Genomic DNA, 13686 nt, shown 5'->3' on the forward strand with positions numbered 1-13686 from the left:
TTCGCGGTCGGGGCAAGGGCACGATGGCCGCCCTCAACCGGCAGCGCCCTGAACGAAGCCGCCGACGCTTTGACCCTAGCAGCATTCAGCAGGTCGCGCGAGTATATTCGCCCGTTTGAAGCAGCCTGAGCTAAGCCGGAGATCGGGAGTGGCGTGGCATAGAAGCCTTCATCCGGCGTGGCTTGTTTGCGAGTACCGGGTTGGGTGACAGCTTTGCCTCGGCCTCCATCCGCGCCCGCCGCAGCCTGGCGGTCTTGGCCTCGCGGCGCTCGGCTTCCGCGCCGATGAGGGCGCGTGCCGCATGGTCCGTGATATCGGCCTTGGTCTCGGCCTTGGACGACTTGGGTTTGAACAGCTCATGCTCTTTGATGGATTTTCGCATATCCGCCTCTTCACCAGAAAGCAAAAAGGCCGGGCGAACCCGGCCTCTCCAATGCGCCTCGATGATCAGTGCCAGTACATCCGTGGTCAAGAATCAGAAGCGCAATCCCGTTACGCAGCCTGGAGGTTCTCGGCCGCGCTCTTGCCGTTGCGGTTGTCCTTCACGACGTCGAAGCTGACCTTCTGACCCTCGACCAGCGCATTCATGCCGGCACGCTCCACGGCAGAGATATGGACAAACACGTCGGGCTGGCCGTTGCCGAGTTCAATGAAGCCGAATCCCTTGGTCGAGTTGAAGAACTTCACCGTTCCAGTATTCATTATGATTTCCTTTCAATCGCTCACAGAAGATTGCTTTGTCGCGCAAGGTGCACGGCAAACGGTTCAGGTCGATTTTGAGAGGAAGATCGCAGAAGGCGCTGTTTGCGCCAGAAACAAAGTTCGACAAGCAAGATCGATATTGGGAACATAAGCGACAACGACGTTCGAAACAAGGCGCACTCGCGAATAAACTTTTTGCCGCCGGAAAACGAAGCCATTGCAGGAGACTCGAATTCCAGAAGCCCTCATTCGTAATGTGAGGTCGGCGGCGCTGACGACATGGATGATTGGCTGCAGCCCCTTGTAAAGCCTCACGGAAGCGGCCCGAACGGATGCGCGGGCGCCGTCGAACGCAGCGAGGCATGGATCTTCGCAGGACTTTGCAACCGGCGCTCAGACGCGCCCTGAGACTCAACTTTGAAACATCGGCAAGGCTGTCGTCAGTCTGCCAGGCCCCTGGTTCGGCCGGCTGTGCGAAAGTTCCTGCTCTCGATGTCGATCACCTGTCCGCATCCGGAGCATTCGAGCTGCGTGTGGTTGCGGATCCAGTCGATGCTCTTGCTGGTCTCATAGTCGCAGACAGGACAGATGACCCCAATCTCGTCCTGGTCATGGCTGGCCGGCATTAGGGTCACCCTCAGGAAGATGAGCGAAGCCTTGAAGCCGGTTCAGCCGACGCTCGCAATTGTTTTAACGGTTGCGCCCTGCCGGTCTACCAAGAGGCGAACCGCAGAGGGCACCATAGCCTTTCTCACGGGAAAGGCTATAAGCGGACCACACTATCGTCGCCGTTCATGAATATATCCGCCGAGAAAGATCGCACGGGCAGGTCGGCGATACAGATCGCGCCGTTCGCCCAAAATGTCCGGCATCTTCCATCCGACAAGAGATTCTTTGCGATTGCCGCAAGTCGTGTTTCCAATTGCGGCCCGTCTCTGGCTCACGCATTCTAAGATCGATATCCCCATCGGCGGCGATGCGCAGGCATGAGGCGGAACCCGACAGCAGACAGATCCTGCTGCTGATGCAGGGAAGCGTGCTGCGCATGCGTGGTTTGATCGACAATATCGCGGACTTCGCGAGATCCAGGCTGGGAGGCGGTCTGACGCTCGATCTGGATGCGGATGCCAGTCTCCTCGAACGAACACTCGATCAGGTTGTCGACGAACTGCGGACCACGCACCCTGATCGGTCGATCATTGCCGAGGTCTCGGTGGAATACGCCGTGCCCGTGGACCACGGTCGTATCGCACAACTTCTTTCCAATCTGATCGGCAATGCCTTGAGCTACGGCGACGTGGACAAGCCTGTCCGCGTGTCAGCAAAAGCAGATAAGTCGGGTTTCGAACTCGCCGTGGAGAACAGCGGCACCCCAATTCGGGCAGAGACGCTTGCAAACCTTTTCGAGCCCTTCGCGAGAGGCGAAAGTGGACGGAATGTCGAAGGCCTCGGCCTTGGGCTGTTCATCGCTTCCGAGATTGCGAAGGCCCATGGCGGAACTCTTGGAGTGACATCGGAAGACTCGTCGACGAGATTTGTTCTGGATATCCGTTCATCACCGCCCGCTCGGAAAAATTCCAGCCATCCGGAACCAAACGACTGACCGGGCGCTTTACTCTACTTGCAGCGAGCTGCCATTCCCGATGCGCGGAGGCTTGGATGCAATTCTGCATCATATGGAGCCTCAGTGACCTCGCGCCCTGCAGCCAAGATACTCGTTGTCGAGGATGAGCCCCTCATCCGGATGGATCTGGTGTCATCGCTCGAAGATATGGGCTTTCCGGTTCTCGCGGCGGCCAATGCCGACGAGGCGGTCGCGATACTGGAATCCGATCCTGCCATCATGACAGTGATCACGGACGTGGACATGCCGGGAACCATGGATGGCCTCGCTTTGACCTTTGTGGTTCGGAACCGATGGCCGCCTTGTCACCTCATCGTCGTGTCCGGCCATAGGAGACCGAATGCATCGGATATGGCCGAAGGCAGCCGGTTCATTAGAAAGCCGCTCACGACATATGACCTTCACAGAACGCTCGCCGAATTGGACGTGGGAACCTGACGATCGCTTTCCGAGAGCACACTACGGACCAGCTTTATCCGCTTCAGAGCGCTCGCGCCGCGCAGTGAACTCCATCGCCAAAAGTACCGTCGGCCTTGTCCTGAGCGGGGCATTGGAACCTTTCGGCTTGCGGGACGTGACATTGCCCCCTGGGCTCGCACGATTGGTGGGTTTTAGCACAGCCTGGGGGTCTCCCCGCAGAAGGGGGTGCGTCGGCAACGAGAGTGCCGACCAGGGGGAAGGCCTTCCCCCACAAAGTCGTAAAGCCGGAAAGGCGGAACGCAGGATTTCAGAAGGCGAACACTGCGTGTGCATCCTGCTCGTGCAATGACGAGACGGTGAAGGAACCGGCAGGCAAGGCTCGAAGCAACGCGTCTTCCGGACACGTCATGTCGAGCCAGGCCAAGCGCTGCTCACGTCGCAGCACCGCCATATGGCGGTCATGGTAGGGCGCGACATCGTCGTTCGCCTCTATCGTCAGGATGGCATAGGCCTCAGGCCAGTCCGGCGATGCGGGGCGCCAGATCCCGGCGAAATAGAACCAGTCGCCACTGGCGAGCGCAAAACTGTAGTGCCTGCCCCGGCTGCGAAACCGGAGCTCGGATGCCGGCACGAGGCAGCGGTGGCTCGGAAAGACCCGGCCTTCCGCGCGGATGACGGTAAATGGCCTGCCACCGACCTCACGGGGCTGAAGCCCCCAGGGCATCTCCACCATCTCAACATCACTACCAGAGCGTCTTATGATGACGCGGCGTTCGTCGAGGGATGCGTCGGAATCACATCGAACCGCTGTCTGATCATCGCCGACGGTTTTTACGAATTCACCGATCCGGCGGTCACCAAGAAGAAACGGAAGGACAAGTGGCAGTTCACCAAGACGGATGAACCCATTTTTGCGATTGCCGGTATCTGGCGTGACACAAAGGAGGTCGGCGAGGCGTTCACCATGCTGACGATGGAACCCGGTCCCGATATCGCGCCCTATCACGACCGGCAGATCGTGATCCTCGAGCGCGGCGCATGGTCCGATTGGCTCGACTCGTCGGTGCCGACCCAATCGCTGATCACGCCCCTCCCTGCAGGGTCGCTGCAGGTTGAGCAGGTGGGGTGATGAAGCCCGGCACATTCGCTCCGCGGCGGGGCATGGTCTTGGTCATGCCCTTGCCTATGTCAATTTCACAAGTGAATCGGAGCGCTCAGAAGAAGGCCGGAGTGGACGGGGAACGTCGCAGTTGGGGTGGGAAACGGACTGGCCGGTTTTGGGCAACTACGCCAGGAAAGCTGCCCTTCAACCAGTCAACGAGCTTCGTCGGCAACGCACCGTCATGTCAGTCGTTCACCGTCAAAACTGGATGTCCTTGGAGCGGTTCACGCCGATGGCCACAGAGCGGGTCGTGCAGCTCCGATAAACGTCCCCCCATCAACGATGATTTAAATGGTTATGCTCAACTCAACGTATGGTCTCGGCGGTTTTAGTCGCGCGCAAGCGCCGCGCGGAGGAACTCCACAGTCAGGTCGACGCTGTCGCCATTGCGTATCCTATCGCGGGTCAAACCAGTCACCTCTGTCAGGCGGACAGGATTAAGTTGATAAAACCGATAGTCGAGGACACTGATCACCCCGGCCTCGAACAAATGATCACGCACCTTCTGCCCGCTCCCTTTGGTCCGCCTACGGTGGTCCACGAACTTCTTGTATTTAGCGAGAGTACCATACTTGTCGGACTTGAAGGGCATGACGATCTTGCGCAGCCGCCCGTACGCTTCCGCAAACTCCGGTGGCGGGGGTTGAGTGGCGCTCGTTGAATAATCCGTCCAAGGGTAGCCCTTGGATCCGGGCCATGCCACGCTTAAGGCGGCGCCTGGCATAACGCGTATCGCCGGCAACCCGTTCGTAGTGATCTGTACACGAGAGGCCAGGTTGGCGCGCGATGTTGCGTCTTGCGAGGCTTCGTCTTCCTCGCCCGCATCGGCTCCATTTCGGGTTCGCCGGGCGTTGGGGGGCTCCACAGTTAGGCTGGATGCATTCAGTAGAAGCGCCTTCGCAGAAATCTCAACCGGCGCGAAGAGGACGGCGTCGACGCCGTTGCCGAGCTCCACCTCCAAGCCTTCCGCGTCGACATGGACGTTCGCGATCCGGCCCCCAAACGCAAGCAAGCCGGAGGACGAAACGCGTGCGCTCAGGACTCGGTCCGACTTGAAGCCATCGCTTTTCCACGTTATCTGAACGTCGACCTCATCCTCATCCTCCACCCCGTCGATCTCGAGTGAGACTCTGTCCGAGGCCGGGACGCGGGCCACGAGCGAGGCGTGGACCAGGGGGACGTCAGCCAAATCTAAGAACTTGAATTGATCCGCCCCTTCCCAGTCATCGGGCAAGTAAAACATAGACAAAAACGGGTTCGGAAGCGCACCCTGTCTGCCTAAGGCTTCGCGCGCCGAGCGTTCGCTTTCCGGCCTTTCTAGGGCCTTTACGGCAAGATAGCCGCCGAACACGGCAGAAGACGGCCGCCCGGCGGAGCCGTCGAGGAACGGGTGCTCGCCGAGCCATCGCTGCATGTGGGTCTCGTAGGTGGTGCGATCTTCGTTAGACATCGCAGGTAGTGGCAGCTGCAACTCGGCGCCGAACAGGCGCCGTACGAGCCGCGCCACCTGCTCACCCGGGGTGTAGAGGTGGCCCCGGAGGCCGGGATCAGAGAGGGTGAGCTGCTCGACCTTATATTTCTCGCGTTCGAGGATGTCCTCGACCACTTGCCGGACGTCCACCGTCTCTTCCTTGTTGAGGCGCCCGACTAGTTCCTGCGGATTAGCGTAGGCGGCCACCTGCTTCGCAATCGCCTCCAAAACCGGCGCATATCCGACAAATCGCTTCTCATCGGCAGCGGTAGCGCTCTTCAGCTTTTCAAGGAGCAGGCCTACGGCCTCCTCGTCTGCCGTTGTGAAGGGTCTCTTGCGAGAGCTGTCCTCCAAAAGGATACGTTTCAATGCCCCACGAGCGAGCTCTTTGGCCTGAACGTCGCCGAAGTAGTCAATCTGCACGACTGGTGCGGTGTAGCCTTGGTCGGCCAGTATCAGCCAAGCCTCGTTGATGCTGCCGGTCCGGCCGGAGATGAAAATCGGTCTACAGTGTGTGCTGGCCATCTCGAGGACATCCTTGAGGAAGTCGACCAGTCCCTCACTAGATGTCTTGAGAAGCGCTTCGTCTAAACCGTCAATCATGACGCCGAGATCGCCGTTACAGAAAGCCTCGTAGGCCCCTACCTTGTGTAGGCCACCTGATAGGAAGTTGTCGCCGATCGCTCCGGTTCGGCTAAGATCTACTAGGACCGCGCCTGTCAGAGCGCACACTTGCCGGGCAAAGGTCGTCTTTCCGACTGCTCCCGGTGCGGCGATGAGTATAACCCTCGCCTCATCAATCCGAGCGTCGCCAAATTCCGTTTCAGAAGCGAGGACGACTGGCGGCTCCACAAAGCCTTCAATCGTGTTGCCGCCAGCGGACCAGCCTTCGCGGAGCTTGAGCTTCGGAGGAACTCCGTTGCCGAGGCGTGGCAACCAAAATCCGTCGATCGAATAATCCATTTCCCATCATGCTCCATCCGGCCACGCGGCCATACACATCGATTTGGTAGTTCACCCGATAAGCTTGCACATATCCCTCCCTACCAATTACCTTGATGCAAGCGGGTGTCATCTCGCCGGACCATCCGGCTCGAGCTGCAACTGTACGGGACGTAGCTTTCAAACGTCCAGGGCGTTCCCGTAATGTCGCCCCCCAAAAAAGCCGGAAGATCGGATGGGAGATTTTCGTGATTTGGGAATGCGAAACACGCCATTCGGTTGAGCTGCCCGGACGGCTTCTGGCGCTCCTTGACAATTGATGGCGCCGACCATGCGCAGATGGCAGCTCCGATGGATTCGCATCCAGAACCTGTTTATCCGCTCACGGCTCCGATCATGCCGACAGTTGGGCACTCTGGGAACGACAGCTTCCAGGAAGCCATCCGCGACTTTGGAACGACGGAGATGAGGTCGATTCCAGCCGTAGGGGGTTTGTTGAAAACATTTCGGCCATCGTTGATCTCAGCAATCTGCTCAAATTTTTTCTTGCACGCTCCGGTTCTCTTTTGCGCCCATGGCATCGAGTACGCATAAGATCGGGGGATCATCACTCCCGTTCACTTTTGCATTTCATAGCCTGGTTGGTGATGGCGGGTGGCCCATCGCGATCACGAGATCCTTCTCGGCCAATTCTCTAAAGGCGTCAGGAACGGACCGTGAGCGGTCGAACTGGGCGGTCGCGTAGCCGACCGCCTCGCGGCCGAAGCGAATCCTCACCGCGTCCATTGCCCGATCGGCGGACCATCGCGCGATGCCTTGACGTGCGCCCGGTCGGCGGTTTTCGTCGGGCAGGCCGAGCGGCAGTTCGAGCTGAATCGCGAACTGTTTCTGGAGATGCGAGACCGAGATCGCGAGCAGCGTGATGGTCTTCTCCAGCGGATGATCGGACAGGGCGGCACACACCAGCTCGTCCGCGATTTCCGCAACGATCGCCGTGGCCGAGACCGGTGCATCGAGCGTCCGTGACGGCGTGACGGCACGCATGTCCGCGAACCTGACACGAACGGTGACGCTGCGGCCGGCCAGCGCTTTGGCACGGAGCCGCGAGGTGACGCGATCCGCCAGATGACGAAGGACCGGCTTGTAGACCTGCTCGGTTGTGGGTTTGCGCCCCAGCGCCGACTGCACTCCGGCCGACCGGGCGCGATGCTGGGTGCGGATCGCGCGAGGATCGCGATTCCAGGCGAGCGCCGAGAGCTTGTCGCCGGCGGCCGGGCCGAGGAGCCTCTCCAGTGAACGGCCGGGCGCGGTTACCAGCTGGCCGATGGTGAGGATGCCCTGCTCCCTCAGCTTCGCCTCGGTGACAGGGCCGACACCCCACATTAGCCCGACAGGCAGGTCGTGGAGGAAGTCGAGTTCGGTCGCCGGGTCGACGACGACCAAGCCGTCCGGCTTTGCGACTTGCGAGGCGATCTTGGCCAGGTGCTTCGTCCGTGCCACGCCGACCGAGATCGGCAGCCCGAGCTCGGCACGCACGCGGCGGCGGATCGTAGCGGCGATGTCGGCGGGAGAGCCGAAGAGATGCGTGCAGCCGGCGACGTTGGCAAAGGCCTCCTCGATCGAGATGCGTTCTACGAGCGGCGTGAAGTCGCCGAGTACGGGATGTCCAGTGACCGCGGTCGCTACCCGACCGGGCACGCATGGATGGGCGCCGGTCGTTGGGCCCATGCAATTCTGTGGTGCTCATCTACCCAAGCGGCCACCGTCATCTCGCAAAAATTTGCTAGACATACAGCAAAACTATTTGTAGCCCTTTGTGATCAGAAAGCCGGCGAAGCTGACGAACGTTGTCGTCAACAAGTCGCCTCCGGTCACCGGCAGCTCCCAAGCTGCGGGTGAGGGGAGAAGCAGATGTGTAATCAATCGCAGATGAACCCCGAAGCGGGCGTTCTGGCTAAGTTCTTCGAAATAGCAAGTGGAGACGAGAAATGCGTGAAATAACTGCAGCATTGGCAACAACCTGCGTTCTGTTCGCCTTGATTTCGCCTTCTTCCGCTCAGGTCAAAATTGGTATTGTCGTGAGCGCGACCGGCCCCGCTTCTTCGCTTGGGGTACCAGAGCGGAACGCACTATCTCTTGCGCCCAAACGAATTGGAGACCAGGACGTCGAGTATGTCGTACTTGACGATGCAACCGACCCGACGAACGCTCGACGTCACATTGAAAGGCTGACCACCGACGAAAGAGTGGACTTGGTGATCGGTTCATCCACGTCGCCGAGTTCTCTGGCTATGGTCGAAGTGGCCGGCAGAACACAGACCCCGATGATCAGCCTCGGCGCTAGCCGCGCCATAATCCATCCAATGGATGACGCGAAACGGTGGGTTTTCAAGACTCCCTACAATGACGCAACGACAGCCGCAGCGACAGTGGACCATATGACGGCCAACGGCGTTAGCCGGGTGGCAACTGTTGCGGTGAATGACGCATATGGTGAAGGCTGGATCCAACAGTTCAGGCCGTTGGCCGAGAAGGCTGGCATCGAAATCGTTGCCAGTGAAGTGTATGGTGCCAAGGACACTTCTGTGACCGCCCAGGCACTAAAGGTGCTAGCCAGTAATCCAGACGCTGTACTGGTTGCGGCGTCAGGAACGCCTGGGGCGCTTCCACAAGCAGCACTCGCGGAACGCAACTTTCGCGGCAAAATCTACCAGACAACCGGTGTGGTGAACGCCGATTACATCCGCGTCGGCGGACGGGCGGTCGAAGGCGTGTTCATCGCCGCTAACCCACTATCCGTTGCTTCCCAGCTTCCAGACGGACATGCAGCCAAGGAAGCAGCCGTCGCATTCACGCAGCAGTACGATAGCGCCTTTGGTCAAGGCTCGACCTCTGCATTCTCGGGCTATGCTTGGGACGCCGTTCTGATTGCACAGGCAGCCATACCAGAGGCGGCAAAGTTGGCCACTCCGGGGACGCCTGAATTTCGTTCGGCATTGCGTGACGCGATCGAGGGATTGAATGGCGTCGCCACGACCGCCGGGCCGATAACAATGACCGCAGAAGATCACAATGGCTACGCACCCGACGCGCCAATCATAATTACCGTGACTGACGGCCGCTTTGTCGTAGCCAACTAACTCGAACCGGACGAAGCGCATATGAACTTCGACATCGCACTGTTCTTGCTCCAGGACGGCACAATCAATGCTGCGATTTATGCACTTCTCGCGTTGTCGCTGATTCTTGTTTTCAGCGTCACCAGAGTCATTTGTCTTCCACAGGGTGAATTCGTCACCTACGGGGCTTTAACCCTGGCCTTGCTACAGCAAGGCCTTTTCCCCGCGACGATTTATGTAGTCCTGGTCTTTGGCTTCCTCGCTGCTGCATATGAAGTTGCCGGTGCATTCAGGGCTACGCAAAGACCGTCGTGGTCTAAGCTTCTCTTGTTCCTTTTTTATCCACCTCTACTTTTGCTCGTCCTTAAGTCCATAACGCTGGCGAACATGAGTCTCGGGGAGCAAATTTTCACCACTTTCTGTATAGTCGTTCCGCTGGGACCAATGGTCTATCGAGTCGTCTTTCAACCTCTCGCCGATACATCAATTTTGGTACTGCTGGTTGCTGCAGTCGCGGCCCATTTGGTGCTCGTTGGAATTGGTCTGCTGATCTTCGGTCCCGAAGGTTTCCGAACCGTACCGTTGAGTTCAGCGGTATTTCAGGTCGGTCCGATGTTTGTTAGCGGGCAGAGCATCGTTGTCGTGATCGTGAGCGTCGCCCTAATGTTAGGGTTCGCCCTTGCTCTTTCAATGACGCTTTATGGAAAAGCGCTACGCGCGACCGCCGTCAATCGCGTGGGAGCGCGCATTGTTGGAATCCGTCCAGAGGCAGCAGGCACCATAAGCTTCGCGTTGGCTGCCGGGACCGGAGTCCTTTGCGGCATTCTGATGTCGCCAATAACGACCGTCCACTACGACACTGGATTCGTCATCGCCCTCAAGGGCTTCGTCGCGGCAATAATTGGCGGACTGATAAGCTATCCGATCGCGCTGCTCGGGGCCGTCTTCGTGGGAATTGTCGAGGCGTTTGCCTCATTCTGGGCCAGTGCATACCGCGAAGTAATCGTGTTTGCCATGATCGTTCCCGTTCTTCTCCTGCGCTCGCTGAAATCCGCTAGTTTAGAGGGCGACGAATGAACCTGCTTGCATTTTGCACCGTGGCTACCGGCTTGGCTATCGGTGCGGCATTGCTGCCGGACTACTATGTGACGGTACTCAACTACGTGGGGCTCTATACGCTTGTTACCCTCGGGATTGTTCTCCTGACGGGGGTTTCAGGTGTGACATCCTTTGGTCAGGCGGCATTCGTCGGACTGAGCGCTTACACAACAGCGATCATTTCGGCTAGTTTCGGGCTATCGCCTTGGCTTGGCTTAGTTGTGGGCTTGGCGATTACGTTGGTTGCAGCCGGAATACTCGGCAGTATTACCTTACGGCTTTCGGGGCACTACCTCCCGCTTGGAACAATTGCTTGGGGCCTAAGCGTCTACTACATCTTCGGCAATCTCGAATATCTTGGTGGACATACTGGGATGTCCAACATTCCGGCGGTGTACTTGGGACCTTGGGAGATTGCCCATAGCCGCGAGTTCTACCTCCTAATTTGGGTGATTGTTCTTGCATCGATGCTGCTCGCGTCAAACATGTTGAACTCGCGTATCGGGCGGGCGCTTCGAGCTGGGAAGGAATCGCGCGACACCGCGGAGAGTTTCGGGATCGATACTGCGCGCAACCGACTTTTCGTTTTCCTGTATGCGGCGGCGCTCGCAAGCGTGTCAGGTTGGCTCTACACGCATATGTTGCGCTTTCTCAATCCGTCGCCATTCAGCCTGCACATGGGGATAGAGTATCTCTTCATGGCGGTCGTAGGTGGCGCGGGGCAGGTTTGGGGAGCATTGCTTGGCGCGAGTATTATCACCGTTCTAAAGGAGTATCTACAAGAGTTCTTGCCACGCGTTATTGGCCAGGCGGGAAACTCCGAAATTATTGTATTCGGCGCACTTATCATTCTTATGCTTCAAGTAAACCGAGACAAAGGGGTTGGGGCGCTACTGACCAGACTTAGATTGCATGCTCGGCTGAAACCCGAGGATGGGAACGAAGAACCTCTTGCGCGTCGCGCGCGCTCCGAATTGGCAAGTGGAGACATTGTCCTCGCTGCTGAGGAAATGTCGAAGTCATTCAGCGGTCTCAAAGCCGTGACTGATGTTAGCTTCTTTGTCAGGCGCGGTGAGATAGTTGCGGTCATCGGACCAAACGGGGCTGGCAAAAGTACGCTTTTCAACGGCATCACCGGATTGGTTCCGTTCGATCAGGGTCGAATCGTAATAAACGGGGAAGCGCTTGCAGAGGTAAGTCCGCGCAAGGTCGTCGCGCTGGGCGTCGCGCGGAGCTTCCAGCATGTCAAACTCGTGTCCGATCTGACTGTGCTTGAGAATGCGATGTTGGGCGCGCATATCCGTAGTCATGGCAGTTCGATCTCTGCCGCGTTAGGGCTTTCGTATCGTGAGGAGGCGCGCTTACGCAACGAAGGGCAACGACAGTTGGCTCGAGTTGGCCTTGGCCACGTGCTTGATGCGCCGGCGTCCAGTTTGTCACTGGGGCAACAGCGCGTCTTGGAAATTGCACGCGCCCTATGCGCAGATCCCGACATTATTCTGCTGGATGAACCAGCTGCCGGATTGAGATACAAGGAGAAAGCAGAACTTAGTTCGCTACTCCAGGAATTACGAGCCTCCGGCGTCAGCGTGTTGTTAGTCGAACACGACATGGAGTTCGTCATGACATTGTGCGATCGAATCGTTGTCATGAATTTCGGGCACAAGATTACAGAGGGATCGCCCGTCGACGTGCAGTCGGACAGTAGAGTGATAGAGGCTTACCTCGGAGTGAGCGCAGCATGACGCCACTTCTTGAAGCAAATGCACTAAGTGCCGGCTACGGTGCGGTGTCAGCGCTGCATGGTATTTCCCTCATTGTAGAGCAGGGACTCATCGCTTCCGTGGTTGGACCTAACGGCGCTGGAAAGACGACGATGCTGAATGCATTGATGGGCCTCCTTCCAGCGAAAGGAAGTGTCCGGTTTGCGGGAAATGACGTTACCAATTTGTCGCCTGAAGCCCGGCTGGAAGCTGGTTTATGCTTGATTACAGAAAAGCGTGAACTGTTCGGTACGATGAGTGTGGAAGACAATCTCATCCTTGGTGCATTTGCCCGCCGAAAGCTCGGACGAAAGTCTCGGGAGAACTCGCTCGATGAGGTGTTCGGTCGGTTTCCTCGCCTAAAGGAGCGTCGTCGGCAGCTCGCCGGGACACTCTCCGGGGGCGAGCGTCAGATGCTCGCAATCGGTCGAGCTTTGATGTCAAAGCCTCGTCTGCTAATGATGGACGAGCCGAGCTTGGGCTTGGCTCCGCTTATTGTGGAAGAAATGTTTCGCGTCATCTCGGATCTCAAGGATGACGGTGTCTCTATTTTGCTGGTTGAGCAGAACGCGCGAGGCGCACTAGCAGTGTCAGAAAGAGCTTACGTCCTTGAGCTTGGCCAAGTCGTTCTCGACGGCCCCAGTGACGAACTCTCTCGCGACAAGCGGGTAATCGACGCATATCTCGGTACTCGGGGGCATTTGGAACGCAATGGTCAGAATGTTGCTCGGCCATAGCGAAGATCACGACCTTTCTGAGTGGTCAGCACACATTGCATTTCGCCGTTCGACTGTTCTGGATGGTAAATCGCCGGTTCTGTAACCGCTGTTCCGGTGCCACCTTTCGCGCGTGGTCGTGAGTCACGATGTTCGGAGCCTTTGAGGGCTTGGACACATGACGATTTCAGAGTTTACGCTTAAGTCCAGGGACGAGGAGCCGGTTCGTCGGCTTGAGATATTCACGGGTTCTGGGCGGCGGCGGGAATGGCTACTGGAGGAGAAGGCGCGGATCGTGGCGGAACGCTACGAGGTCAACGAGACCGTAAGTCCGGTGGCTAGGCGGTATGGACTTTCCCCGCAGCAACTGTTTGCCTGGCGTCGGTCTGCTCGTCTGCCATTGACGGGAATGCCGACGCCCGAACCGTTGTTTGTTCCGGAGCCGAAGTCGGAGTTGGCGGCCACGCGGCCTGCGAGGCAGCGGAGGCGGAAGGGCGCGCGCGACGCCGGCGTGATCGAACTGGCAATTGACGGGGTCACCATGCGGGTCGGCCGTGGCGCTGACGCCAGAACGGTTGCGGCGGTGATCCGTGCGCTGAAGGCAACGTCGTGATCGGGCCGACAGGCGCGGTGAAGGTGATGGTAGCGACGAAGCCGGTAGACTTCCGC

At 58.4% G+C, this 13686-nt stretch carries 13 protein-coding genes and 1 pseudogene; 8 read left to right on the top strand and 6 right to left on the bottom strand.

The annotated features are described in order from the left end of the window. Positions 1-130 precede the first annotated feature (130 nt). From JN280_RS08900 to JN280_RS08910, 3 genes are all read right to left on the bottom strand, one after another. Positions 131-472 carry a hypothetical protein gene (locus tag JN280_RS08900; RefSeq protein ID WP_202311550.1) on the bottom strand — a complete coding sequence of 114 codons (342 nt, stop codon included), beginning with the start codon at positions 470-472 and terminating at the stop codon, positions 131-133. 20 nt (positions 473-492) lie between these two features. Beyond that, positions 493-702 carry a cold-shock protein gene (locus JN280_RS08905; protein ID WP_202311552.1) on the bottom strand — a complete coding sequence of 70 codons (210 nt, stop codon included), beginning with the start codon at positions 700-702 and terminating at the stop codon, positions 493-495. Between the two features lie 440 nt (positions 703-1142). Next, positions 1143-1328, bottom strand: a complete 186-nt coding sequence (locus tag JN280_RS08910; RefSeq protein WP_202311555.1) for a hypothetical protein — start codon at positions 1326-1328, stop codon at positions 1143-1145. A gap of 350 nt (positions 1329-1678) precedes the next feature. Here JN280_RS08910 and JN280_RS08915 point away from each other — a divergent pair, with 350 nt between their 5' ends. Both JN280_RS08915 and JN280_RS08920 read left to right on the top strand, forming a co-directional pair. Further along, positions 1679-2305, top strand: a complete 627-nt coding sequence (locus JN280_RS08915; RefSeq protein WP_202311557.1) for a sensor histidine kinase — start codon at positions 1679-1681, stop codon at positions 2303-2305. 84 nt (positions 2306-2389) lie between these two features. After that, a complete protein-coding gene (locus JN280_RS08920) occupies positions 2390-2764 on the top strand; it encodes a response regulator (RefSeq protein WP_274609092.1) in 375 nt (124 codons plus the stop codon). Between the two features lie 289 nt (positions 2765-3053). Here JN280_RS08920 and JN280_RS08925 read toward each other — a convergent pair whose 3' ends face one another. Next, positions 3054-3593, bottom strand: coding sequence for an SOS response-associated peptidase family protein (locus tag JN280_RS08925; RefSeq protein ID WP_244743500.1), 540 nt, complete (start codon positions 3591-3593; stop codon positions 3054-3056). On the opposite strand from JN280_RS08925, the pseudogene JN280_RS08930 reads away from it, so the two are divergent. After that, positions 3543-3875: pseudogene (locus JN280_RS08930) on the top strand (SOS response-associated peptidase family protein); the annotation flags it as partial. The gene JN280_RS08925 and the pseudogene JN280_RS08930 sit on opposite strands and share 51 nt — an antisense overlap. Positions 3876-4236: 361 nt before the next feature. Here the strand turns inward: JN280_RS08930 and JN280_RS08935 are convergent. Together JN280_RS08935 and JN280_RS08940 are read right to left on the bottom strand one after the other, a co-directional pair. Next, positions 4237-6342 carry a hypothetical protein gene (locus JN280_RS08935; protein WP_202311561.1) on the bottom strand — a complete coding sequence of 702 codons (2106 nt, stop codon included), beginning with the start codon at positions 6340-6342 and terminating at the stop codon, positions 4237-4239. A 609-nt stretch (positions 6343-6951) separates the two neighbouring features. Beyond that, on the bottom strand, positions 6952-8049 hold the full coding sequence (locus tag JN280_RS08940; protein ID WP_244743121.1) for a DinB/UmuC family translesion DNA polymerase: 1098 nt from the start codon (positions 8047-8049) through the stop codon (positions 6952-6954). Positions 8050-8309: 260 nt separating this feature from the next. On the opposite strand from JN280_RS08940, the gene JN280_RS08945 reads away from it, so the two are divergent. The 5 genes from JN280_RS08945 (at position 8310) to tnpA (ending at position 13630) form a co-directional block, all read left to right on the top strand. Further along, a complete protein-coding gene (locus JN280_RS08945) occupies positions 8310-9461 on the top strand; it encodes an ABC transporter substrate-binding protein (RefSeq protein ID WP_202311563.1) in 1152 nt (383 codons plus the stop codon). A 21-nt stretch (positions 9462-9482) separates the two neighbouring features. Continuing rightward, a complete protein-coding gene (locus JN280_RS08950; RefSeq protein ID WP_202311565.1) occupies positions 9483-10517 on the top strand; it encodes a branched-chain amino acid ABC transporter permease in 1035 nt (344 codons plus the stop codon). Continuing rightward, positions 10514-12283 carry a branched-chain amino acid ABC transporter ATP-binding protein/permease gene (locus tag JN280_RS08955; RefSeq protein WP_202311567.1) on the top strand — a complete coding sequence of 590 codons (1770 nt, stop codon included), beginning with the start codon at positions 10514-10516 and terminating at the stop codon, positions 12281-12283. Before JN280_RS08950 ends, JN280_RS08955 begins: the two co-directional genes overlap by 4 nt. Next, the gene (locus JN280_RS08960; RefSeq protein WP_202311569.1) at positions 12280-13038 is read left to right on the top strand and encodes an ABC transporter ATP-binding protein; all 759 of its coding nucleotides are present in this window, start codon (positions 12280-12282) and stop codon (positions 13036-13038) included. The genes JN280_RS08955 and JN280_RS08960 overlap by 4 nt, the downstream gene beginning before the upstream one ends. Positions 13039-13195: 157 nt before the next feature. Next, positions 13196-13630 carry an IS66-like element accessory protein TnpA gene (gene tnpA, locus JN280_RS08965; protein ID WP_202311571.1) on the top strand — a complete coding sequence of 145 codons (435 nt, stop codon included), beginning with the start codon at positions 13196-13198 and terminating at the stop codon, positions 13628-13630. Positions 13631-13686: the final 56 nt, after the last annotated feature.

The organism is Mesorhizobium sp. L-8-10, from assembly GCF_016756635.1.
Taxonomy (GTDB): Bacteria; Pseudomonadota; Alphaproteobacteria; order Rhizobiales; family Rhizobiaceae.

What these genes read in the sequence shown, in the direction of transcription:
- JN280_RS08905 (WP_202311552.1), bottom strand. Translation starts at nt 702, where the DNA reads ATGAATACTGGAACGGTGAAGTTCTTCAACTCGACCAAGGGATTCGGC.
- JN280_RS08910 (WP_202311555.1), bottom strand. Translation starts at nt 1,328, where the DNA reads ATGCCGGCCAGCCATGACCAGGACGAGATTGGGGTCATCTGTCCTGTC.
- JN280_RS08915 (WP_202311557.1), top strand. Translation starts at nt 1,679, where the DNA reads ATGCGCAGGCATGAGGCGGAACCCGACAGCAGACAGATCCTGCTGCTG.
- JN280_RS08935 (WP_202311561.1), bottom strand. Translation starts at nt 6,342, where the DNA reads ATGGATTATTCGATCGACGGATTTTGGTTGCCACGCCTCGGCAACGGA.
- JN280_RS08940 (WP_244743121.1), bottom strand. Translation starts at nt 8,049, where the DNA reads ATGGGCCCAACGACCGGCGCCCATCCATGCGTGCCCGGTCGGGTAGCG.
- JN280_RS08945 (WP_202311563.1), top strand. Translation starts at nt 8,310, where the DNA reads ATGCGTGAAATAACTGCAGCATTGGCAACAACCTGCGTTCTGTTCGCC.
- JN280_RS08950 (WP_202311565.1), top strand. Translation starts at nt 9,483, where the DNA reads ATGAACTTCGACATCGCACTGTTCTTGCTCCAGGACGGCACAATCAAT.
- JN280_RS08955 (WP_202311567.1), top strand. Translation starts at nt 10,514, where the DNA reads ATGAACCTGCTTGCATTTTGCACCGTGGCTACCGGCTTGGCTATCGGT.
- JN280_RS08960 (WP_202311569.1), top strand. Translation starts at nt 12,280, where the DNA reads ATGACGCCACTTCTTGAAGCAAATGCACTAAGTGCCGGCTACGGTGCG.
- tnpA (WP_202311571.1), top strand. Translation starts at nt 13,196, where the DNA reads ATGACGATTTCAGAGTTTACGCTTAAGTCCAGGGACGAGGAGCCGGTT.